Origin of the sequence: Novosphingobium sp. APW14, assembly GCF_032337075.1 — a bacterium.
Lineage (GTDB): Bacteria > Pseudomonadota > Alphaproteobacteria > Sphingomonadales > Sphingomonadaceae > Novosphingobium.
Map to the genome: position 1 here is coordinate 365549 of NZ_JAVYAB010000002.1, position 20367 is coordinate 385915.

Here is a 20367-nt window from a genome sequence, read left to right on the forward strand (position 1 = left end):
CTGCCTTGCCCAACCCCTTTGCGCCATTGCTGAAGCGCCTGCGCAATCGGGATCAGGGCGCGGCGCTGATGCTCGCCCTGTTGGTTGAGGCGCTGCTGGTGGTGGCGGTGCTGTCGATCGGATTGTACGATCCGCCAAAGCCCCCGGGCACGCCCTCGCTGGTTAGCGTCAATGTCGCCGCGCCGCCCGCGCCGGTGCAGGATCACTCCAAGCCGGAACTGGCGAAGGCCAAGGCCCCTCTCCAGACCCCGCAGGAACCCCCGCCTGTCCCGGTGCCCAGCGCTGCGCCGGTTCAGCCTGTACCGCCGATTATCCAGATTTCACGCAGCCAGATGGCCGAGCTCGACATTTCCCGCTTGCCGCGCCAGCCAGGTCAAGCCGCTGCGCGGCCCAAAAGTGCCTATGGCCCGGTCGACACGGGCGTGCCGGGAGACAGCAAGCGCGTCGGCTCGGCCCCGAATGGCCAGCCGATGTACGCCGCTGCCTGGTATCGCGAACCCTATGACAGCGAGCTATCGGGCTACCTTTCCACCGCTGATGGTCCCGGCTGGGCCCTGATCGCCTGCCGCACCGCCCCGGATTATCGGGTGGAGGACTGTGTCGGCCTGGGGGAATACCCCCAAGGTTCGCGGATCGAGCGCGCGGTGCTGGCCGCTGCCTGGCAGTTCAAGGTTCGCCCCCCGCGCGTTGGCGGGGTGGCGAGAATTGGCGAATGGGTCCGGATCCGGATCGAATACGGGCTTAAGCCGCCTCGTCCTTAGCATCCATGTCATAGGCGGTGTGCAGCACGCGGACGGCCAGTTCGGTCTCATCCTCGTCGATCAGGACCGAAACCTTGATTTCGCTGGTGCTGATCGCCTGGATGTTGATCCCGCGATCGGCGAGCGCCCGGAACATGGTCGCCGCGACGCCAGCGTGGCTCTTCATGCCGACCCCAACAACGCTGATCTTTGCAACCTTCCCGTCGGTGATGATGCGGTTGAAGCCGATCGCTTCCTTCTGCGCCTCCAGCAGGGTCTGCGCGCGCAGCAGGTCGGCGCCCGGCACGGTGAAGGTCACGTCGGTCTCGCCCTTGTCGCGGCCAACGTTCTGGATGATCATGTCGACGTTGATGTTGGCGGCAGCTAGCGGGCCGAAGATGGTTGCAACGGCGCCCGGACGATCGGGTACGCGGGTCAGAATGACCTTGGCTTCGTTCTTGTCGGCGGCGATGCCGGTGATCAGCTGGCGTTCCATATCGATGCCTTCCAGTTCTTCGTCGCTAACAATCATGGTGCCGGGGATAGCGTCGGCAGGCGCTGCATCGTCATCGATGAAGCTCGACAGGACCTGTACTCGCACGCCTTCCTTCATGGCCAAGCTGACTGAGCGGGTTTGCAGGACCTTCGATCCGACCGAGGCCAGTTCGAGCATTTCCTCGTAGGTCACGTACTTGAGCTTGCGCGCCTTGGCGACGATCCGCGGGTCGGTGGTGTAGACCCCGTCGACATCGGTGTAGATATCGCAGCGGTCGGCACCGATCGCGGCTGCTACTGCCACTGCCGACGTGTCAGAGCCTCCGCGGCCCAGCGTGGTAATGCGGTTGTCGTCGGTCACGCCCTGGAAGCCTGGGATAACCGCGATTTCACCCGCCGCCATCGAGGCGAGCAAGGCGTTACTGTCAATCTCGCCAATCCGGGCCTTGGCGTGGGCATCGTCGGTGTGGATTGGCAATTGCCAGCCCAGCCATGACCGGGCCTTGCAGCCCAGCGCCTGGAGCGTCAACGCGAGCAGACCCGAGGTGACCTGTTCGCCGCTCGCTACGACCACGTCATATTCGGCGGGATCGTAAAGCGGATTGGCCTCGCGGCAAAAGCCTACCAACCGGTCAGTCTCGCCGGCCATGGCAGAAACAACGACGGCAACTTCGTGCCCGGCAGCCTGCTGCCGGCGGACGATATTGGCAACCCGGCGGATCCGTTCCGATCCGGCCATCGAGGTTCCACCGAACTTCATCACGATGCGGCCCACGGCGAACGCACCTTTCCGCAATAATCTTACCCGCGAGACCCCTCGCCCCGCAGCGCGCGCCCTGTTAGGGAGGCCGCATGAGCAATGCAACCTCCAGAGCGACCATCCGACCCGAGGAAGCCGCCCATTTCGGCCAGTTGGCGGCCGATTGGTGGGATCCCAAGGGCTCGTCGGCCATGCTGCACCGGCTCAACCCGGTCCGGCTGGCCTTTCTGCGCGGGGCAATCGATGCCCACTGGGGCACCGATTCGCGTGGGGTGAAGCCGCTTTCCGGCAAGCGCGCGCTTGATGTCGGGTGCGGGGCAGGCTTGCTGTGCGAACCACTCGCCCGGCTCGGAGCAAAGGTAACCGGGGTTGACGCCGCCCAAGAAAACATTGCCGCTGCCCAGACCCATGCGGGCGGTTCGGGCCTGACGATCGATTATCGCTGCGGAGAGATCGGCGGCCTTGGCCTGAATGGGTTCGATCTGGTCACTTCGCTCGAAGTGATCGAGCACGTTGCCGATAAGGCGGCGTTCCTGGCCGCACTGAAGGGGGCCCTGGCCCCGGGCGGATTGATGGTGCTGTCCACGCCCAACCGCACCCCAAGCTCAAAGCTGCTTATGGTTGAGGCAGCGGAACGGTTCGGCATGGTCCCGCGCGGGACCCATCATTGGGAAGACTTTATCACCCCGGATGAACTGCGCGAATTGCTTGCCCCGCTCGGCCTGGCGATGGGCGAACCGCAAGGGATTGCGTGGAGCCCGATCAAGGGGCTCCACCTCTCGACCGACCTGTCGCTCAACTACATCGTCTGTGTGACAGGCGGCTTCTGATCGACTTCTGGCTGCGGTGCGGCGGGTGGTTCCTTGGCTTCCGGCTTAGCGGCAGGGGGCGGGACGGCCTGGCCCACGCGGACCAGCGGCCCATCGGCCAGGCAAGCCGGCAGCCGGCTTTCCAGATCAAATTCGCGGCCGTGCAAGGCGGCGATTTCCGCTTCGCGGATTGCCAGGTAATATTCCCGCTCGGCGGCATAAGGGTTTGAACAGTCGCTGCGTAGGCGGCGCAGAAACCCGTCGATTTCCACCCGGTCATCCAGCGAGCGGGCAATGCCAGTCCCGGTGGCATAGACCGGTGAACTGAACGGTGCCCCGGCCATTGCCGGGACGAGCGACAGGTCAAGCAGGCGGCCGACCAGATCGCGCGTCGATGTCGCTCCAATCAACGGCAGATACATGTAAGGACCTGCGCCGATACCATAGTAACCCAGCGTATTGGCAAAGCCGTTGCGCTCATAGCCCAGGCCAAATGGCTTCCGCTCCGCAAAGTTGAACAGGCCTGCCACGCCGATCGTGGAGTTGATGCCAAATCGGCCCAGTGCGCGAAACGCGCGGCCGATTTTGAATTGCAACAGCGAATTCGCCAGGTTGATCGGCTCGCTCAGGTTGTTGAGCGCGTTGTGAACGCCTTGGCGCAGCGGCTTTGGCGTGGCCATGACATAACCCTCGGCGATCGGTCCGACGACCGCCTTGTCGACCGCCTGGACCGCTTCGAAGCTGACTTCATTGATGGCCGCTGCCGGGTCGCCTGGCGGTGTCCCCTGTCCCGTCACTACGATTTCATCACCGGTGGCGGGTGGGGCTGCGGGATCCTGCGCGGGTTTGGTGGGAGCCGGCTCAGCCATTGGGGCATGAGAAGTCGGCGCCACAACGGGATCCGGGGACGCAGCCGGTGCAACCGTGGTGGCAGGAGCCAGCGCCAATGCCGTGGCCAATACGATTTGCAAAATAAAACTCCGCTCTCGGTTCCGGTTTGGCCGGTTGTGGCGGACGTAGGATCACGGTGACCCTATTGTCTATGGTCTACCCAGGCCGAGGCGCACGGAACATCGCAAACGCGAACCGGCTTAGCACTTAACGCGGGAAAAATGCCACCGGCGCCCAGGCCGTGATCCGTGTTCCTACGAACCTTCTGCGGGTTCCCAAGGTGTTGGAAGAGCAGGGGCGTTTCGCAAAATCTTTCTGACTGTCTCGGCGCGATCATCCCAAGATCCATCCACCGGGATCCAGCGAACAAGGGCTTTGTTGAGGATCCCTTCGGCAATATCAGCAAATCGGCGGCGCTCAACATCCTCGCCGAAGAACCGCGTGCCATCGGCGACCCAAGGCACATCTGCTGCGAAGCGCAGATAAAGGTCTGCGCGCGGATAGGACAGGAGGGCATTCGGCACATGCCCGAACAGCATTTCGGCCCAGGCAGCAGTCATCAACTGGTCGGTATCAAGGATCAGTAGCGGCGATTGTTCAGACAATGCGGCGCGGGTCGCCGTGGCCTGCCCTTCGGCTATGGCCAGCAAATCATCCATCGTCAGTTCGGTGCCACGTTCTTCGCAGTACGCCCGGCCGTATTCGGGCACCCACGGCAGGCCCAGTTCGCGCGAGAGTTGCTGGGCCAGTACCGACTTGCCGGTACTTTCCGCACCGTGGAAGCATACGGTGAAGGTCATGCCGCAGCGGCCCGTTGCTGGCGGTGAACCGTTATCCATTCCTTCAGGCCAAACAGGCTCATGACCAGCATCCCGGCATAGAGCCCGGCCGTGGGATAGAGCCCGCGATTGATGTAAAGCAGCACCGCGGCCACATCGATCGCGATCCACAGCAACCAATTTTCAATGCGGCGATAGCCCAGCAGGATTTGCGCAGTGACACTGGCCCCGGCAATCGCGCTATCCGCAAAGGGCAGCGCTGCATTGGTATATCTGTGCATCAGCCAGCCAAGGTTGAGGCTGAGCGCCGCTGTGATGGCCAGCCAGACGGCCCGGCTGCGCCAATCAAGCCAGCGCACCGCAATGCGGCCTTCATCGACCATGCCAAGCGATCGGCGCCACACGATCCAGCCCCAGACGTTGGCAAGGATGAAGAACACCTGCAGGCCGCTCTCGGCGTAGAGGCGGTTTTCGAAGAAAATCAGCACGTACAGCGCGACCGATGCGATCGCGAAGGCAAAGTTCCACTGCGAACGGAAGATCAGCAAGGCGATGTTGACCAGCCCCAGTCCCGCCGCCAGCCATTCCAGCGCCTTCAATGTCTCGGGAGAGAAGATCATCCCAGCGCTGCTGCCCATTCGGCTTCCTTGAAGCCTACCAGCAGCCCGCCGGGGTGCTCCACGATCGGGCGCTTGATGCATGAGGGGTTGGCCGCCATGATCACCACGGCCTTCGCCTGGTCAAGATCGGTCTTGTCGGCATCGGGCAGCTTCTTGAAGGTCGTGCCGGCCCGGTTAAGGACCTTTTCCCAGCCAGCGGCCGCACACCAATCAGCCAGCCGCGCAGCATTGGCGCCGGCCTTCTTGTAGTCATGGAAGGCATAGGCAAGGCCCTGATTGTCAAGCCAGGTGCGGGCCTTCTTGACCGTATCGCAATTGGGAATGCCGTAAAGGATCAGGCTCACGCCGGGTGCCTTTCAAAGTGGTGCGTGCGGGGGTTGTCCGCGGTGTAGAGGGTATAGCTTTCGTAATAGGCATCGCGGCCGCGGCCCTGGACCAGGGCGTGGTCGGGATGGCGCCCCCAGGCTTGTGCCGCCTCTGCGCTGGCCCATTCGGACAGGGCGATTACCTCGCCGTCATCAGCGACATAGCCCTTGAACGAGATGAAGCCAGGCTGTGCCCGTGCCAGTTCCTCCATGCGCGCAGCATCGGCAGCATAGGCCGCTGCGTCCATCTCGGTGCGCTTGCGATTGCGGAAGACAACCAGGAACATGCCTGCCTCCTAGGGCGGTGCGTCAACGCTCGCTAGTGGACTTTTCGCTGCATTGCCGCCAAAGCCGCAACATTATGTCGTTTAATAGCTTCGGCCGCCTGTTCCGTTTCACCACCTGGGGCGAAAGCCATGGGCCGGCGCTGGGCGCCGTGGTCGATGGCTGCCCGCCGGGGCTCGCGATCAGCGAGGCGGCAATCCAGCCATTCCTCGATGCCCGGCGCCCGGGACAGTCAAAGTTCACCACCCAGCGGCAGGAACCCGATGCCGTGCGCATCCTGTCGGGCGTGTTCGAAGGCAAGACCACCGGGAGCCCGATCAGCCTGATGATCGAGAATGTCGATCAGCGGTCCAAGGACTATTCCGAAGTGGCCAAGGCCTATCGCCCCGGCCATGCCGACTATGCCTATGATGCCAAGTATGGCTTTCGTGACTATCGCGGTGGCGGGCGCAGTTCGGCGCGTGAAACCGCCGCGCGGGTTGCCGCCGGGGGCGTGGCGCGGCTGGTCATCCCCGAGGTGACGATCATCGGCTATGTTGCCGAGATCGGCGGCGATGCGATCGATCCGGCCAACTTTGATCCGGCCGAAATTGGCAACAACCCGTTCTTCTGCCCCGATGCTGCCGCTGCGGCGCGCTGGGAAAAGATCGTCGACGAAGCGCGGCTGGCGGGTTCTTCCGTGGGCGCGGTGGTGGAATGCGTGGCCACCGGCGTGCCCGCCGGCTGGGGCGCGCCGCTTTATGCCAAGCTCGATTCCGAACTGGCCTCGGCCATGATGGGGATCAACGCGGTAAAGGGCGTTGAAATTGGCGACGGTTTCGCCGCTGCCCGTCTGCGCGGTGAAGACAATGCCGATCCGATGCGCCCCGGTGCGGGCGCGCCAGAGTTTCTGGCCAACCACGCGGGCGGGATCGCCGGTGGCATCTCAACCGGCCAGCCGGTCAAGGTGCGGGTGGCCTTCAAGCCGACCAGTTCTATTCTCACTCCGGTTGAAACGATTGATCGCGAAGGCGCCGCTGCCGAAATCCGCACCAAGGGTCGCCATGACCCCTGCGTTGGCATCCGCGGCGTGCCGGTTGTGGAAGCAATGATGGCCCTGGTCCTGGCGGACCAGAAGCTGCTCCACCGCGGCCAATGCGGCTGAGGCGGCACCCAACTCGCAATCAATTCCGCTCACCCTGAGCCTGTCGAAGGGTGCCTCGACAAGCTTAGCACGAGTGGGTCAAGAGATAGGGTGGGCTGCGAAGACGAAGATTAACCCCGCAGCACTGCACCCAGCTTGCCAGCCGCCGCGGTGATTGCATCGGCAATCGCCTTTAGATCGGCTTCAGCATAGCTCTTTTCGGTCGGCTGCAGGGTCACTTCGACGGCAACCGACTTCTGACCTTCGGGCACGCCCTGGCCGCGGAAGTCATCGAACAACCGTGCGGCAACGATATTCGCCTTGTCCGCCCCCTTGATTGCGCGGACCAGATCCCCGGCCGGCAGCTTTGCGTCAACCAGGAACGCAAAGTCGCGCGTCACGCTTTGGAGTGCTGGCGGGGCATAGGCGGCGCGGGCGAACCCGACTGCACCGCGCTTCGCCGGAATGGCATCCAGGAACAGTTCAACTGCCGCAACTGGGCCATCCACGTCGAACTGCTTGAGCAGCGCCGGGTGGAGCATGCCAAAGCGGGCCAATATGGTCTTGGGCCCAAGCCGAAGCGTTGCTGACTGACCAGGATGGAACTTCGATCCCGCTTCGCCCATCACCTGCAGGTTTTCGACCGGCGCACCGGCTTCGGCCAACAGGGCCAGGGCCTCGGCCTTGGCGTCGAAGGCATCGAACGAGGCAGCCTTGCCGGTGGCCCAGCCGCGTGGCGCTTTTTCACCAGCCAGCACCACGCCCAGCGTCAGGCGCTCATCGCTGTGGCCGCTTGTCCCGCGCAGATAACGCCGGCCAAGTTCAAACAGCCGAAGGCCATCGGCGCCACGATCAACATTGCGCTTCACGGCCGAAAGGAGGCCGGGCAGCAGCGAGGGGCGCATGACCTTCAGATCTTCGCTGATCGGATTGGCCAGGGTCCAGAGATCGGCATTCCCATTCGCAAAGGCCGCAGCCTGGGCTTCGGGCAGGAATGACCAGGTTACCGCTTCGTTCAGGCCGCGCGCGGCGGCGGCACGGCGCAGCTTGCGCTCCAGCTTCTGCGCCGGGGTCGCAGTCGGGCGGGCTACGCCATCGGCGCGCGGCAGAGCCACGCTGGCGACATTGTCCAGCCCGTGAATACGGACAACTTCTTCGACCAGATCGGGCGCGCCATCCACGTCGGGGCGCCAGCTCGGGACGGTTACGTTGAACTGTGCGTCGGCGCTGAAACCCAGCGCGCTAAGGATTTCGCGCTGGCGATCACCGGCAATGGCCACGCCGCCAAGCCCTTCGGACAGGGCCGGATCATAGACCACCACCTTGGTCCCGGCAGGCGGAGTGCCGGCCTGGATGACTTCGCTTGGGGTCCCGCCGCAGATTTCGACGATCAGCTCGGTCAGGATCGCGAGGCCGGCATCGAGGAAGGCCGGATCGACCCCGCGCTCAAACCGGGTGCGGGCGTCCGAGGTGAGGTTCAGCGCGCGGCCGGTCTCGCCAATGCGGACCGGATCGAAATAGGCCACTTCCAGCAGCACGTCGGTCGTCTCGTCCGCGCAGCCCGAGTGTTCGCCGCCCATGATCCCGGCGATGTCGTGCACGCCCTTGTCGTCAGCGATCACGGTCATCGCCGAGTTCAGCGTGTATTCCTTGCCGTTGAGCGCCAGCACGGTTTCCCCGTCAATCGCGCGGCGGGCAAAGATCGCGCCAGTCAGCTTGGCGAGATCATAGGCGTGGGCCGGACGGCCATAGGCCAGCATGACATAGTTGGTAATGTCGACCAGTGCCGAGATCGGGCGTTGGCCGGCGCTCAGCAGGCGATCCTGCATCCACTGCGGCGAGGCACCATTCTTAACGCCGCGGATCGCGCGGCCATAAAAGGCGGGGCAGCCTTCGGGATCGTCAGTGCGGATCGGTAGCGGGCAGGGGAAGCTGCCCGGTGCGGCCTGAACCGCGATTGGCTTCAGCTTGCCAAGGCCAGCCGCGGCAAGATCGCGCGCGATGCCATAAACGCCCATGCAGTCCGGCCGGTTGGGCGTGATTGCCACGTCAAACACCGGATCGGTGCCGTGGTAATCGGCGAAATTGGTTCCGATTGGCGCATCGGCGGGCAGCTCGATGATCCCGTCATGATCGTCACCCAGCTCCAGTTCGCGGGTCGAGCACATCATGCCGTTGCTCTCAACCCCGCGGATCGCGCTCTTCTTTAGCTCGAATCCGCCGGCGGGAACAACCGCGCCTGGCAGACCGAGCACGCCAACCAGGCCAGCGCGGGCATTGGGGGCACCGCAAACAACCTGCAGCGGCGCGCCATCACCGGTATCGACGGTCAGTACCTGCAGCTTGTCGGCATTGGGGTGGCGCTCGGCGGTGAGCACCTTGGCGACCTTGAAACCGGCGAGCTTGGCAGCGGGATCCTCGACCCCCTCCACCTCAAGCCCGACGGCGTTGAGCTTGGCCGAAATCTCCTCGACCGAAGCCGTGGTGTCGAGATGGTCCTTGAGCCAGGAAAGCGAGAACTTCATGGTGCCGCCCTCCTTAAGCCGCAGTGCCGACGCCGCCCGACAGGGTCGGGACGTCATTGGGGTTAAAGCCATAGTGCGACAGCCAGCGGGCATCGCCATCGAAGAAGGCGCGCAGGTCATCCATGCCGTACTTCAGCATGGCAAGGCGATCGACGCCCACGCCAAAGGCAAAGCCCTGCCACTCGTCGGGATCAAGCCCGCCAGCGGCAATCACCTTGCGGTTGACCATGCCGCTGCCCAGCAGTTCCATCCAGCCGTGCCCCGGCGCATCGCCCGATCCACCCAGCACGCGCCGGCTTTTACCATCTTGGCCGTTCGCCAGTGCGAAGCCGACGTCGACCTCCACCGAAGGTTCTGTGAAGGGGAAATAGCTGGGACGCAGACGCAGAACGATGTCGTCGCGCTCAAAGAACGCCTTGAGGAAGGTTTCCAGCGTCCACTTGAGGTGGCCGAGGTGAATGCCCTTGTCGATCACCAGGCCTTCGACCTGGTGGAACATCGGCGTGTGCGTGGCATCGCTATCGCTGCGATAGACGCGGCCCGGCGCGATGATGCGGATCGGTGCGCCCTGCGCCAGCATCGATCGGATCTGGACCGGGCTGGTGTGCGTGCGCAGCAGCATCGCGCGGCCCGCAGCGTCCTTGTCCGGGAAATAGAAGGTATCATGCATCGCGCGGGCCGGGTGGCTTTCCGGGATGTTGAGCGCGGTGAAATTGTGCCAGTCGTCCTCGATCTCCGGTCCGGTGGCGACGGCAAAGCCAAGGTCGGCGAAGATTTCGGCCAGTTCGTCCATCACCTGGCTGACCGGGTGGACCGAGCCACGCGGCGCTTCGGGCGCGGGCAGGGTCAGGTCGACCGTTTCATTGGCCAGGCGGGCTTCGAGCACGGCGGCTTCCAGCCCGGCCTTGCGATCGGTCAGGGCGTCGGTCACGCCTTCACGCAGGGCGTGGATTTGCGGGCCGACAGTCTGGCGGTCTTCCGGGGACATGGCGCCCAGGGTCTTGAGCAGGCCGGAAATCGACCCCTGCTTGCCCAAAAACTCGATCCGCAGGGCCTCCAGCGCGTCGAGATCCTGCGCGGCGGCGATGCGTGCCAGCGCCTCTTCACGGGTGCTTGCGTAATCCACTGGTAGAGCCCTGTCCTTTGCTTGGAATGGCGCCTTTAGCGGCCTTGCGAGCAGGGTCAAAACCGAATCTGCGGTTTTGCGCCTGCGCTCCGGCGGTTCATGCTTTCGGCGGGAAAACGAAAAAGGCGCGGACGGTTTCCCATCCGCGCCCCTTGCGCTTGGCTTTGGTGCCTGCGGCTTAGGCCGGCAGAGCAGCCTTGGCCTGAGCGATGACAGCAGCGAAAACGCCGCCTTCGTTCATCGCCAGATCGGCCATTGCCTTACGGTCCAGTTCAATCCCGGCCAGCTTGGTGCCGTGGATGAACTGCGAATAGGTCAGGCCTTCGGCGCGGACGGCAGCGTTGATGCGCTGGATCCACAGGGCGCGGAAGGTCCGCTTCTTAACCTTGCGGTCGCGATAGGCGTACTGGCCGGCCTTTTCGACGGCCTGACGGGCAACGCGAATCGTGTTCTTGCGACGGCCACGATAGCCCTTCGCCTGATCCAGAATCCGCTTGTGCTTGGCACGGGTGGTAACACCCCGCTTGATACGGCTCATCTTTCAGTACTCCTCAGTTGAGCCCGTAGGGCGCCCACTTCTTGATCGTCTTCGCGTCTGCGTCAGAGATCGTGTCAGTGCGGCGATGCTGGCGGATGTACTTGGCGTTGTGGCTGATCAAACGGTGACGCTTGCCAACCGCGCCGTGCTTGATCTTGCCGGTTGCGGTGAGCTTGAAGCGCTTTTTGACGCCGCTCTTGGTCTTGAGCTTGGGCATTTTCGTCTCCTTGTTCGAGACACGTCCAACCGGCCATGGCAGCCCTAGATAGCCAGGCAGGTCATCGAATCCGTGTCAATGAAGCGCGGGCCACTAAGCGGGAATCGCCCGGAAGGCAAGAGCTAAGCACTTTGGCCGCCCGGAGGATCCGCACTGTTGGTGTGGCCGGTGTTGGCAAATCACTGCTCTTCGGCCAAGAGCGTGGCGATGCTTAATGACCTGATCCTTACCTTGTCGTGCCGAGATCGCCCCGGAATAACTGCTCGCGTTACGGGCGTGTTGTTTGAGCTGGGGGGCAATATCCTTGAGGCGCAGCAGTTCAACGAGATCGAGGATGGCGAGTTTTTCATGCGCGTGGCCTTTGCACCGGGGGCTTCCGATATCGGCGCCTACCGCGCGGCGCTGGCCAGCCTGGCGACAGAACTGGACATGCGCTGGACGATCCGGGCCGCAGGCAATTTGCGCCGGGTACTGATCCTGGTCAGCAAGTTCGATCACTGCCTGTCGGACCTGCTCTATCGCCAGCGGATCGGCGAACTGCCGATGGAGGTGGTAGCAATTGCCGGGAACCACCCGCGCACTGCGCTGTCGGCCACGCTCCCTGATGATGTGCCCTATCATCATCTGCCAATCACCCCCGAAACGAAGCCGCAGCAGGAAGCCGCCCTGCGCGCGCTGATCGCCGAGACCGGGGCAGAACTGGTGGTCCTGGCCCGCTATATGCAGGTCCTGTCGGATGCGCTTTCGGCCGATCTGGCCGGCCGCTGCATCAATATTCATCACTCGTTCCTGCCGGGCTTCAAGGGCGCGCGGCCCTATCATCAGGCTCACGCCCGCGGGGTGAAGATGATTGGTGCCACCGCCCATTATGTGACCGGGGACCTGGATGAAGGCCCGATCATCCATCAGGATGTAGAGCCGATCAGCCACGCCGACGCGCCCGATGATCTGGTCCGCAAGGGGCGCGATATTGAACGCCGCGTCCTGGCAGAGGCGGTGCGCCTGCACCTTGAGGACCGCGTGCTGCTGAATGGCAGCCGTACGGTCGTGTTCCGCAGCTAGGAGAGAGTAATGGCCGGTGTGTGGTTTGACGAACTTTCGGTTGGCCAGCGGTTCGAACACGCGATCCGCCGGACGGTGACCGAGACTGACAATGTCCTGTTCACGACGCTGTCACACAATCCGGCGCAGCTGCACCTTGATGCCGAATACATGAAGGGCAGCGAATATGGCCAGGTGCTGGTCAATTCGTGCTTCACGCTCAGCCTGATGGTGGGGGTCAGTGTGGGCGACACCACGCTCGGCACGGCGGTCGCCAACCTTGGCTGGGACGAGGTGCGCTTTCCCAAGCCGGTATTCATCGGCGATACGCTGAACATCGTGACCGAGGTGCTGGAACTGCGGGAATCAAAGTCACGCCCCGATGCCGGGATCGTCACTTTCCTGCATCAGGCCTTCAACCAGCGCGGCGAGCTGGTCGCCTCGTGCAAGCGTTCCGGCTTGCAGCGCAAGAAGCCCTCCGCCTGACGGCGGGTTTGCTAGCCCGCGCGATTGGGTTAAGGCGGGGCGGCAACAGGGAGCTTGCGCAATGGCCGGTACGATCCTCGTCCTTAACGGACCCAACCTGAACCTGCTCGGCACGCGCGAGCCGGACATTTATGGTCACGCAACGCTTGCCGATGTCGAGGCACTATGCCGCGCTGAAGCCGAAGGCTTTGGCTTGTCGGTCGATTTCCGCCAGACGAATGCCGAACATGAAATGGTCGAATGGATCCAGCAAGGCCGGTGTGGCCTTGCGGGGATTGTAATCAACCCGGCAGCCTTCTCCTATGCCGCCTATCCGGTCCTGGATGCCCTGAAGTTGGTTGAAGGCCCGGTGGTGGAAGTGCACATTTCCAACATTCACCGCCGCGATGAAGCCTGGCGCAAGGACACGATCATGACTGCGGCGGCTACCGGCGTCATTTCGGGCCTGGGTATTGCCGGCTATGGATTGGCGGTGCGGTATATAGCGGAGCTGGTACGCAGCCGGCCATAGCGGCGATTTTAGCAGAGGCGGCCCCATGCACAAGAAAGCCCCGCTGGATTGCTCCAGCGGGGCTTCTTGTTAGCAGGACAGAACCCGATCAGAACTTGATCGAGGCTTCCACGCCGAACACGCGCGGTTCGTTGACCATCGCGGTCAGGTTGTTGAAGTCGATCCCGGAAACCGCCGAAACATCATTGGTGATGTTGCGGGCAAAGGCGGCCAGGTCGAACTTGTCGGTGCGGTAACCAACGCGCAGCCCGCCTTCCAGCATCTTGTCGTCGCTGAATTCAACCGAATTATAGAGGAAGAACTGCACCTTCGAGCGATAGGCCCAGTCAGTGAACACATAGGCCTCGCCATTGCCCACTGGCGCGGCATAGCCGGCCGTCCAGTTGGCGATCCAGCGCGGGCTCTGCGGCAGCTGGTTGCCATTGATCGAGAAGATCCCCGGGCTGCCCACGCGCTGTGTGTTGGTCACGGTGCAGTTCGCGCCGCAGCCTGCGACAAAGGCGTTCGGGTCCTTGATCTCGTTGTGGTTGTACGAGAGGCCAGCCGTCAGGCTCAGGCCCTGAACCGGCTTGGCTTCGACTTCGGCTTCAAAGCCATAACCATCGACCTGCTTGGCGTTAAGCAGCGTGGTGAAGTTCGAAGCGCCGCCCACGGCGGTCAGCTGCAGGTTGTCGGTGCTGAAGTAGAACCCGGTCAGGTTGAAGCGCAGTTTGCCATCCGCCAGAGTCGACTTGAGACCAGCTTCATAGCTCATCGTGGTTTCGCTCTGGGCCACCGACGGCGTGCGGCCAAACGCCAGGCGGGCCTGGATCGCCGGCGCGCGATAACCCTTGGCCACGCGGGCGAACAGGTTCACATCGTCGTTCAGCGGATAGTTGGCAGCCAGATCCCAGGTCAGGACGTTGTCGCCAACATTGGTGGTAACGGTCGCCACGGGGCCGCCGAAACCAAGGAAGCCCGGACGGGTATCGACCGGACGAGCGGCAACCATCTTACGCTGGTCATCGTTGTAGCGAACGCCGCCCTGCAGCTTGACGCCGTTTTCGAATTCATAGGTGAGCGAGCCGAACAGACCCCAGGCATCGCTGTCCTGGCGCTGGGTGGCGATGGCAGCGGGGGTGGTGTCAGCCGGCGCACCGAAGTCAAAGCTGGTGATGTCGAGCTTCTCATTCAGGTAGAACAGGCCAAACTGATAACCGAGACCACCCGTGTTGTTGCTGGCAATGCGCAGTTCCTGCGTGAACTGGTCCAGGCTGGGCACATTGTCCTGCGACTGGGCCGAGAACGGGATAACGCCCGGGCCCATGGTCGGGGCAAAGGCATTGCCAAAGCCGCCGTCGATATCGCCGCGGCTTTCAAGGTTGCCGTTCCAGTAGCTGGTGACCGAAGTGATGGTGACCGGACCGGCATTGTATTCGGCCGTCATGCCCAGGTTGTAATTGCGCAGGGTCTGGAAGTTCAGACCATCGGCGCGAACCTGATCGCGGCGGAATTCGGTGTTTGCGCCGCCAAGGCCAATCAGCTTGTTGCTGCCGCGGGCGAAGGCGTTGGCGTGGAACAGGCGGGCAGTGCCGTCGAAATCGCGCACCTGGCCAACAAGGCGGACCATGAAGGCTTCGCTCAGATCAGCCTGAATCTGCAGGCGGGCTGCCAGGTCTTCAAAGCCTTCAAGGTTCTTGGTGCCGGGCTGGTCAAGGTTATCAACCCAGTCGTCGCGCCGCTGATACAGCACAGAGGCGCGGGCGGTGATGCCTTCAGCCAGTTCGCCGCCCACGCCGGCTTCGGCGTTGATCGTGTTGAAGCTGCCCCAGCTGGCCTTGACGAAATTGTTCTTCGAGGTCGGCTTGGCCGTGTCGAACTTGACGATCCCAGCGGGGGTGTTGCGACCGAACAGGGTACCCTGCGGGCCGCGCAGCACTTCGACGCGATCGAGGTCAAACACCGGGAAGCCCTTCAGGATCGGGTTTTCCAGCACGACATCGTCATAGACCAGGCTGACCGGCTGCGAGGCGTTGAGATCGAAGTCAGTGTTGCCGAGGCCGCGGATGTAGAAACGCGGGAAGGTGCGGCCGAATGAGCTTTCGATGTTGAGGCTGGGCACGCGGCCAGAAAGTGCCCGGATGTCTGCGCCGGCACCGCTCACAGCGGCCAGCGTATCGCCGCCGAGCGTGGCAACGGAAACGGGCACGTCCTGCAGGTTCTCTTCGCGGCGCTGCGCGGTAACGATGATCTCGTCCAGGCGGGTCTCGTCGGTCGCTGCCTGGGCGAAAGCCGGAGCAGAGGTGGCGGCAACGGCAATAGCGGAAAGGCTGAGCAGCAGCTTGGTGCGCATTCAATACATCCTTGATCAAGGAGGGTTGGAGATGCGCGCGCCGTTATAAGAGCCGGTTCCGGGGGGAAACCGACATTCCGCTGCCACCCAGTTTTTTGGTTTCACGTGTGACTGATTTGCCGCAAAAAACCCGCAGAATGACCAAATGCAGCGCGCAAAAAGACCAATTCTGTCATAAATTTGTCATGCGGCTGTCTTGAAGCGCAGGAGGGCTTGGCGAGGTCGCGAGCCCTACCCGACTGAGGCGGTCAGTCACTTTGGATCGAAAACCATATCGGGCAGTGGCGGAGACGGAGGGATTCGAACCCTCGGTACCGGATTTACCAGTACGACGGTTTAGCAAACCGTTGGTTTCAGCCACTCACCCACGTCTCCGGATCGCAGCGGCGAAGCGCGGCCTATAGCGAGGGGTGCGTGGGGCGGCAAGGGGGGCGAGGGACTTTTTGATCGATGCCTGGCGGACACGGTTGAGCGCAAAACTGACTCATCCCATCGCGCGGGCGTTGCCGGGCGGGGCTGGGTGGATTCTGTCGTGCAAAGATACATTGCCCGGCGTTCGCTTTGGGCAGACAGGCACGGGATGCAGGACACGATCATGACGACAATGCAGGGTAAATTGTGTGCCGGACTTATCGGGCTGGTGATGATGTTCGCCAGCGCGGCCGGCTCGGCACAAGTAACAGCCATTGATCCTAACAAGGCGATCGACGGAGATTTACACGCTCCGACGAGCGCCGCTCAGGCCCCCGCCGCATCGCCCTCGATCGCGGTCGACCCGGTCCCGGCGCCGCAGCCGGCCACTGTCGCGGCGCCGGCAGAAACTGCCTCTCCGGCTGCGGTCAATCCTGCCGCAGCAGCCCAGACCGGCACCACCTATAAGGAGGATGACCTGATCGGGGCTGCCGAAGGTGTGTTCGGCAAAGGCTCGAAGGGGCTGGCAACGATGATTCAGGACCTGCTGAAAAAGCAGGGTGAGCCGAATGGCTATATTGTCGGGCGCGAAGGTGGCGGTGCGGTCATGGTCGGGTTCCGCTATGGCTCGGGCACGCTGCACCACAAGATTGAGGGGCAGAAACCGGTTTATTGGACCGGTCCGTCACTTGGCCTTGATCTGGGCGCCAATGCCGCCAACACCTTTGTGTTGGTCTACAATCTTTACAATACTGATGACCTCTATCACCGCTTTGGCGCTGCGGAGGGACAGGCCTACCTGATTGGCGGGTTCAATGTCAGCTACCTGCGACGCGGTGATGTGGTGCTGATCCCTGTGCGGATGGGAGCCGGACTGCGTTTGGGGGCCAATGTTGGGTACATGAAGTTTTCGAAAAAGCAGCGCTGGTCGCCATTTTGACCTTCGCCCCTTAAATGCACCGCTTGGCAACCGTTCTTGCAATTGAACCCGGTTGCCTGTCCCCTTCCAGGCATGGCCCGGCGGTCCCCCGAAACCGCCGGGCCCTTTCCTTTTTAGTCGAAGCCGACCCAGCGGGTCGCCTCTGCCACAGTCTTGCGTTCGGAAACGACGGCGTTGGCGGGGAAACTCTCATCGGGCCAGCCTAGGGCCACGGCCTTCATGATTACTTGATCGTCCGGGATCCCCGCGTGCTCGCGCACCACGGGGCTTTGCATGATCCCCTGGCTGTTGATCACGCAGCCCAGGCCGCGCGACCAGGCGGCGTTGACCAGCGCCGTGGTAACCGCACCACAATCGAAGGCCGTATCATCGCTATCGGCCAGTTCCCGGTCATAGGTGATGATCACGCAGACCGGCGCATCGAACTGGCGGAAGCCGCGCAGGACCCAGTCAAGCCGGGCCTCCTTGTCATCGCGGGCGATCCCTTGCGCGGCGAACAGCTGCTTGGCGACGCCGACCTGGCGTTCGCGGTGGACGCCTTCGAAGGGCTGGCCGGTGCGAAACTCGCGGCTGTGAGGCACGCCGGCCAGGTTGCGTTCGGTATTGCCGGCGCGGATCCGGTCAAGCGGCTCGCCAGAGATGACATGAAAGTTCCACGGCTGGGTATTCATCGAACTGGGCGATCGCATCGCCAGCGTCAGCACTTCGGCAATCAGTTCGCGCGATACGGGCTTGTTCAGATAGCCCCGGATTGATCGGCGACCGAGGACGACTTCATCGTAATTCATCGATATTCCTTGAACTTGGTAAGGCGGGATCCGGTCAGGCCAGGACCAGCACGTTTTCGGACCGGGTGATCGCGCGCGCGGTGCTGATCGCCATAACGGCAGTGCCGCCGACCCGCTCTAACAAGGCGGCGAGAGCATCCGCTGCGGCGGGTGACAGTTTTTTGGCCAGAGCCTGCGCCTGAGCGAGGTGCCACAGCGAATGCGGCTGGCTGCCGCGCTCCATTGTCACGCCCCGCCAGGCATAGCTGATACGGCCTACATGGGGGTGGACCTGCCGTTCGCCATCATGCGACACAAGCGTGCCGGCGGACGCATCCTCTAGGCCTGCCAGCCAGCGATCAAACTGTGCGGCATCGGCGGCTAGTCCTGGCCCCCACTGGGCGAAGGCCACGCGCAATACGTCGATCAGCGATTCCGGGATCGCGTCGTCTGCCGGAAAGGCACCGCTAGTTTCGGCATAGTCACTGTCTGGGATCGCAGCGGTATTCATCCGTTCGGTCCATCGCGCCACGTTGGGAGCGACCGTCCGCATCAGCAGGGCCGGCACCGGATCGCGGGCCAGGTGAGCATAAAGCGGTGCCATCATCCCAAAATCGGCGAGGCTTGGTCGCCCGCCCAGCAGGTACGGGTGAAGGCGGAAGTGGGCTTCCAGCACGGCCAACAGTTCGTGGTAGCTGTCTTCCATTGCGGGAATCACCGCGGGCGTCACGCCAAGGTTGGGCAGGAACCCGCTGAAGCGGTCCATAAAGGCGCCGGCCATCGCGAGGCGCTGATCATAAGGCATCCCCGGCGGGACCGCGCGGGCGAACTCGGTCTGCAGGAACAGCTCTTGCTCTGCGCGATAGGTCCAGCGGTAGTGCATCGCCAACGGCAGCAGGTAATTCGAACCGAAGGCATCAAGAAACGCGGCGATAACCCGCTGCACGCCGCCTTGCGGAGTAAGGCTGGGCGCGGGGTAGATTGCCTCAAGGTGATCGATGATCGCGCTGGTATCCTGGATCAGCTGACCGTCGGCCGTTTCCAGCACCGGGACGACCATATGGCCGATAGCCGGGACAACTTCGCCCAGAAAATGGGGGTCACCCGGGATCCGTTCGTCAAACGGGATCTGCTTCTTGATAAGATAACTGCGCGCTTTGCCCGTGTAGAGCGAATGCGGCGTTCCCCACAAAATATGTTGGCCACCGGCCATGAATCGTCCCCTCCCTGTTTATGAGAAGGATAGTGGCACGGTGTCAGTCGTCGGAAAAGCCCAGACGGTGTGCAGCGGCAATCAGTTCTTCACGTCGGTGCGGTGCAAGCCGGTTGGCACGGGCCGTGTAGACATCGACCAGCGCCGCGCCGGCCTTGGCAGGACAGCCCCCGTCAAACGGCGGGGCGGGATCATATTCCAGCGCCAGCTGCACAGCGCGGGCGTGGTCCTCGCCCGCGATCTCGGCCATCAGCGCCAAGGCAAAATCGATCCCAGCGGTCACGCCGCCGCCGGTGGCGCGGTTGCGGTCGATCACGTGGCGGGCCTGAACCGGTTCCGCCCCGAACAGGGCCAGCAGATCGTGCCAGGCCCAGTGGGTGGTTGCCCGATAGCCTCTCAGCAATCCGGCCGCGCCCAGGATCAGCGCGCCGGTGCAGACGCTGGTGACCCACTGTGCCTCGCTGCCAACCTGCCGCACCCAATCCAGCGCAGGCGCGTGGTTGATCACCTTGGCAACGCCGATCCCGCCGGGCACGCACAGCAGATCCGCCTGCGGGACATCGGCAAAAGTCGCTGTGGGCAGGATCGAGAAGCCGGCGTCGGTCGGAACCGGGGCCAGGCTGTCCCAGACCAGGTCAACCTTGGCCTCTGGCAGGCGCGAGAGGAACTGCGCCGGACCGGTCAGGTCGAGCTGGGTGACATTGGGGAACAGCAGGAAGGCGATACGCATCGCCCGAACCTTGGCACGCGCCGGTCAGCGCATCAACAGGATCGAGATGCGGCGGTTGCGCGGGTCCTCTGGGTTGTCGCGGATCAGCGGCTCGCGATCTGCCACGCCCTCGATCTTGCGATAGCGACCTTCAGCGATGCCCTGGCGGAGCAGAGCCTGGCGTGTCGCCTCGGCCCGGCCGGCAGAAAGCGACCAGTTGTTCACCCCGGTGCGCGCCCGCCAGGGCAGCGCATCGGTATGGCCGCGGATTGAGACAGCCCCCGGCTCGGGCGCAATCACCGCACCAATCGCCTTGAGCAGCAGGGCTGCATCGCCGGTCAGCACGGTCGTGCCGAGCTGGAACATCGCGAAGTCGGCATCGTCGACCAGGTCGATCCGAATTCCCTCACTTGTGTCGATCAGGCGAACCTGCTTGGCGATGCGTTGCGGCAGTTTCGCCTCGACCAGCTTTTTCGCCAGCTTGTCCTGCATCTTTTTCATCCGGTCGGCGGCCTCTTTGGGGCCACCGGTTGCGTCGCGCGGGATGGTGATTGATCTGCCCCCTTCTGAGTGGCCCAATTTCTATTTTAGGAATGGCCACGAAGGAGGAATGGAATGGCAAGAAAGCACAAGCCGGAAGACATCATTGGCAAGCTGCGTGAAGCGGAGATCGTGCTAGCGCAA

Annotated in this window: 22 protein-coding genes and 1 tRNA gene; 7 read left to right on the forward strand and 16 right to left on the reverse strand. The window is 63.2% G+C overall.

Translation table 11 applies throughout. From position 1 onward, the window contains the following. Positions 1–26 precede the first annotated feature (26 nt). Positions 27–761: a hypothetical protein gene (locus RQP55_RS04440; protein ID WP_315608975.1), complete on the forward strand. Its 735-nt coding sequence runs from the start codon at positions 27–29 to the stop codon at positions 759–761. Here RQP55_RS04440 and RQP55_RS04445 read toward each other — a convergent pair. Then, positions 742–2010: an aspartate kinase gene (locus RQP55_RS04445; RefSeq protein WP_410000260.1), complete on the reverse strand. Its 1269-nt coding sequence runs from the start codon at positions 2008–2010 to the stop codon at positions 742–744. The genes RQP55_RS04440 and RQP55_RS04445 overlap by 20 nt on opposite strands. A gap of 77 nt (positions 2011–2087) precedes the next feature. Between RQP55_RS04445 and ubiG the strand changes: the two genes are divergently transcribed. Beyond that, on the forward strand, positions 2088–2825 hold the full coding sequence (ubiG, locus tag RQP55_RS04450; RefSeq protein WP_315608977.1) for a bifunctional 2-polyprenyl-6-hydroxyphenol methylase/3-demethylubiquinol 3-O-methyltransferase UbiG: 738 nt from the start codon (positions 2088–2090) through the stop codon (positions 2823–2825). Here ubiG and RQP55_RS04455 read toward each other — a convergent pair. From RQP55_RS04455 to RQP55_RS04475, 5 genes are all read right to left on the reverse strand, one after another. Continuing rightward, a complete protein-coding gene (locus tag RQP55_RS04455) occupies positions 2795–3673 on the reverse strand; it encodes a VacJ family lipoprotein (RefSeq protein WP_315608978.1) in 879 nt (292 codons plus the stop codon). The two genes, ubiG and RQP55_RS04455, sit on opposite strands and share 31 nt — an antisense overlap. Positions 3674–3949: 276 nt before the next feature. Next, positions 3950–4495, reverse strand: coding sequence for an ATP-binding protein (locus tag RQP55_RS04460; protein WP_315608979.1), 546 nt, complete (start codon positions 4493–4495; stop codon positions 3950–3952). Beyond that, a complete protein-coding gene (gene pnuC, locus RQP55_RS04465) occupies positions 4492–5112 on the reverse strand; it encodes a nicotinamide riboside transporter PnuC (RefSeq protein WP_315608980.1) in 621 nt (206 codons plus the stop codon). Before pnuC ends, RQP55_RS04460 begins: the two co-directional genes overlap by 4 nt. Next, positions 5091–5438, reverse strand: a complete 348-nt coding sequence (locus RQP55_RS04470) for an arsenate reductase (protein WP_315608981.1) — start codon at positions 5436–5438, stop codon at positions 5091–5093. Before RQP55_RS04470 ends, pnuC begins: the two co-directional genes overlap by 22 nt. After that, positions 5435–5746: an antibiotic biosynthesis monooxygenase gene (locus tag RQP55_RS04475; protein ID WP_315608982.1), complete on the reverse strand. Its 312-nt coding sequence runs from the start codon at positions 5744–5746 to the stop codon at positions 5435–5437. Before RQP55_RS04475 ends, RQP55_RS04470 begins: the two co-directional genes overlap by 4 nt. A 74-nt stretch (positions 5747–5820) precedes the next feature. Here RQP55_RS04475 and aroC point away from each other — a divergent pair, with 74 nt between their 5' ends. Next, a complete protein-coding gene (gene aroC / locus RQP55_RS04480; RefSeq protein ID WP_315608983.1) occupies positions 5821–6888 on the forward strand; it encodes a chorismate synthase in 1068 nt (355 codons plus the stop codon). 110 nt (positions 6889–6998) lie between these two features. On the opposite strand, the gene pheT is transcribed toward aroC, so the two are convergent. The 4 genes from pheT to rpmI all read right to left on the reverse strand — a co-directional run bounded on the left by pheT (position 6999) and on the right by rpmI (position 11273). Then, positions 6999–9392 carry a phenylalanine--tRNA ligase subunit beta gene (gene pheT / locus RQP55_RS04485; protein ID WP_315608984.1) on the reverse strand — a complete coding sequence of 798 codons (2394 nt, stop codon included), beginning with the start codon at positions 9390–9392 and terminating at the stop codon, positions 6999–7001. 13 nt (positions 9393–9405) lie between these two features. After that, a complete protein-coding gene (gene pheS, locus RQP55_RS04490) occupies positions 9406–10518 on the reverse strand; it encodes a phenylalanine--tRNA ligase subunit alpha (protein ID WP_315608985.1) in 1113 nt (370 codons plus the stop codon). Positions 10519–10696: 178 nt separating this feature from the next. Further along, positions 10697–11056 (reverse strand): 50S ribosomal protein L20, encoded by a 360-nt coding sequence (rplT, locus tag RQP55_RS04495; RefSeq protein ID WP_315608986.1) that lies wholly within the window; start codon positions 11054–11056, stop codon positions 10697–10699. A 13-nt stretch (positions 11057–11069) separates the two neighbouring features. Continuing rightward, entirely contained in the window at positions 11070–11273 is a 204-nt protein-coding gene (gene rpmI, locus RQP55_RS04500) for a 50S ribosomal protein L35 (RefSeq protein ID WP_189539454.1), read from the reverse strand. A gap of 207 nt (positions 11274–11480) precedes the next feature. Here rpmI and purU point away from each other — a divergent pair, with 207 nt between their 5' ends. From purU to RQP55_RS04515, 3 genes are all read left to right on the forward strand, one after another. Further along, positions 11481–12335: a formyltetrahydrofolate deformylase gene (gene purU / locus RQP55_RS04505; RefSeq protein WP_315609007.1), complete on the forward strand. Its 855-nt coding sequence runs from the start codon at positions 11481–11483 to the stop codon at positions 12333–12335. A 9-nt stretch (positions 12336–12344) separates the two neighbouring features. Beyond that, a complete protein-coding gene (locus RQP55_RS04510) occupies positions 12345–12800 on the forward strand; it encodes a MaoC family dehydratase (protein WP_315608987.1) in 456 nt (151 codons plus the stop codon). A gap of 61 nt (positions 12801–12861) precedes the next feature. Beyond that, positions 12862–13311: a type II 3-dehydroquinate dehydratase gene (locus tag RQP55_RS04515; protein WP_315608988.1), complete on the forward strand. Its 450-nt coding sequence runs from the start codon at positions 12862–12864 to the stop codon at positions 13309–13311. Between the two features lie 88 nt (positions 13312–13399). On the opposite strand, the gene RQP55_RS04520 is transcribed toward RQP55_RS04515, so the two are convergent. Together RQP55_RS04520 and RQP55_RS04525 are read right to left on the reverse strand one after the other, a co-directional pair. Beyond that, on the reverse strand, positions 13400–15643 hold the full coding sequence (locus tag RQP55_RS04520; protein WP_315608989.1) for a TonB-dependent receptor: 2244 nt from the start codon (positions 15641–15643) through the stop codon (positions 13400–13402). A gap of 282 nt (positions 15644–15925) precedes the next feature. Continuing rightward, positions 15926–16018, reverse strand: a tRNA-Ser gene (locus RQP55_RS04525). A gap of 205 nt (positions 16019–16223) precedes the next feature. Here RQP55_RS04525 and RQP55_RS04530 point away from each other — a divergent pair. Further along, the gene (locus tag RQP55_RS04530) at positions 16224–16994 is read left to right on the forward strand and encodes a DUF1134 domain-containing protein (protein ID WP_410000261.1); all 771 of its coding nucleotides are present in this window, start codon (positions 16224–16226) and stop codon (positions 16992–16994) included. A gap of 113 nt (positions 16995–17107) precedes the next feature. Here the strand turns inward: RQP55_RS04530 and RQP55_RS04535 are convergent, their stop codons facing one another. Genes RQP55_RS04535 through RQP55_RS04550 form a run of 4 tightly spaced genes read right to left on the reverse strand, consistent with a single transcriptional unit; the run spans position 17108 to position 20184 of the window. Further along, complete coding sequence (locus tag RQP55_RS04535; protein ID WP_315608990.1) at positions 17108–17782, reverse strand: nitroreductase; 675 nt, start codon at positions 17780–17782, stop codon at positions 17108–17110. A gap of 34 nt (positions 17783–17816) precedes the next feature. Next, positions 17817–18974: a glutathione S-transferase family protein gene (locus tag RQP55_RS04540; RefSeq protein WP_315608991.1), complete on the reverse strand. Its 1158-nt coding sequence runs from the start codon at positions 18972–18974 to the stop codon at positions 17817–17819. 43 nt (positions 18975–19017) lie between these two features. Further along, a complete protein-coding gene (locus tag RQP55_RS04545) occupies positions 19018–19704 on the reverse strand; it encodes a DJ-1/PfpI family protein (protein ID WP_315608992.1) in 687 nt (228 codons plus the stop codon). Positions 19705–19728: 24 nt separating this feature from the next. Further along, positions 19729–20184, reverse strand: coding sequence for a flagellar motor protein MotB (locus RQP55_RS04550; RefSeq protein WP_315608993.1), 456 nt, complete (start codon positions 20182–20184; stop codon positions 19729–19731). Positions 20185–20367 lie beyond the last annotated feature (183 nt).

Bases quoted from the DNA above. Each gene is read 5' to 3' on its own strand.
- pnuC (WP_315608980.1), bottom strand. From the start codon at position 5,112: ATGGGCAGCAGCGCTGGGATGATCTTCTCTCCCGAGACATTGAAGGCG.
- RQP55_RS04535 (WP_315608990.1), bottom strand. From the start codon at position 17,782: ATGAATTACGATGAAGTCGTCCTCGGTCGCCGATCAATCCGGGGCTAT.
- RQP55_RS04515 (WP_315608988.1), top strand. From the start codon at position 12,862: ATGGCCGGTACGATCCTCGTCCTTAACGGACCCAACCTGAACCTGCTC.
- RQP55_RS04530 (WP_410000261.1), top strand. From the start codon at position 16,224: ATGCAGGACACGATCATGACGACAATGCAGGGTAAATTGTGTGCCGGA.
- RQP55_RS04475 (WP_315608982.1), bottom strand. From the start codon at position 5,746: ATGTTCCTGGTTGTCTTCCGCAATCGCAAGCGCACCGAGATGGACGCA.
- RQP55_RS04460 (WP_315608979.1), bottom strand. From the start codon at position 4,495: ATGACCTTCACCGTATGCTTCCACGGTGCGGAAAGTACCGGCAAGTCG.
- RQP55_RS04550 (WP_315608993.1), bottom strand. From the start codon at position 20,184: ATGAAAAAGATGCAGGACAAGCTGGCGAAAAAGCTGGTCGAGGCGAAA.
- rplT (WP_315608986.1), bottom strand. From the start codon at position 11,056: ATGAGCCGTATCAAGCGGGGTGTTACCACCCGTGCCAAGCACAAGCGG.
- RQP55_RS04540 (WP_315608991.1), bottom strand. From the start codon at position 18,974: ATGGCCGGTGGCCAACATATTTTGTGGGGAACGCCGCATTCGCTCTAC.
- RQP55_RS04510 (WP_315608987.1), top strand. From the start codon at position 12,345: ATGGCCGGTGTGTGGTTTGACGAACTTTCGGTTGGCCAGCGGTTCGAA.
- purU (WP_315609007.1), top strand. From the start codon at position 11,481: ATGCTTAATGACCTGATCCTTACCTTGTCGTGCCGAGATCGCCCCGGA.
- rpmI (WP_189539454.1), bottom strand. From the start codon at position 11,273: ATGCCCAAGCTCAAGACCAAGAGCGGCGTCAAAAAGCGCTTCAAGCTC.
- pheT (WP_315608984.1), bottom strand. From the start codon at position 9,392: ATGAAGTTCTCGCTTTCCTGGCTCAAGGACCATCTCGACACCACGGCT.
- ubiG (WP_315608977.1), top strand. From the start codon at position 2,088: ATGAGCAATGCAACCTCCAGAGCGACCATCCGACCCGAGGAAGCCGCC.
- RQP55_RS04545 (WP_315608992.1), bottom strand. From the start codon at position 19,704: ATGCGTATCGCCTTCCTGCTGTTCCCCAATGTCACCCAGCTCGACCTG.
- aroC (WP_315608983.1), top strand. From the start codon at position 5,821: ATGTCGTTTAATAGCTTCGGCCGCCTGTTCCGTTTCACCACCTGGGGC.
- RQP55_RS04455 (WP_315608978.1), bottom strand. From the start codon at position 3,673: ATGGCTGAGCCGGCTCCCACCAAACCCGCGCAGGATCCCGCAGCCCCA.
- RQP55_RS04520 (WP_315608989.1), bottom strand. From the start codon at position 15,643: ATGCGCACCAAGCTGCTGCTCAGCCTTTCCGCTATTGCCGTTGCCGCC.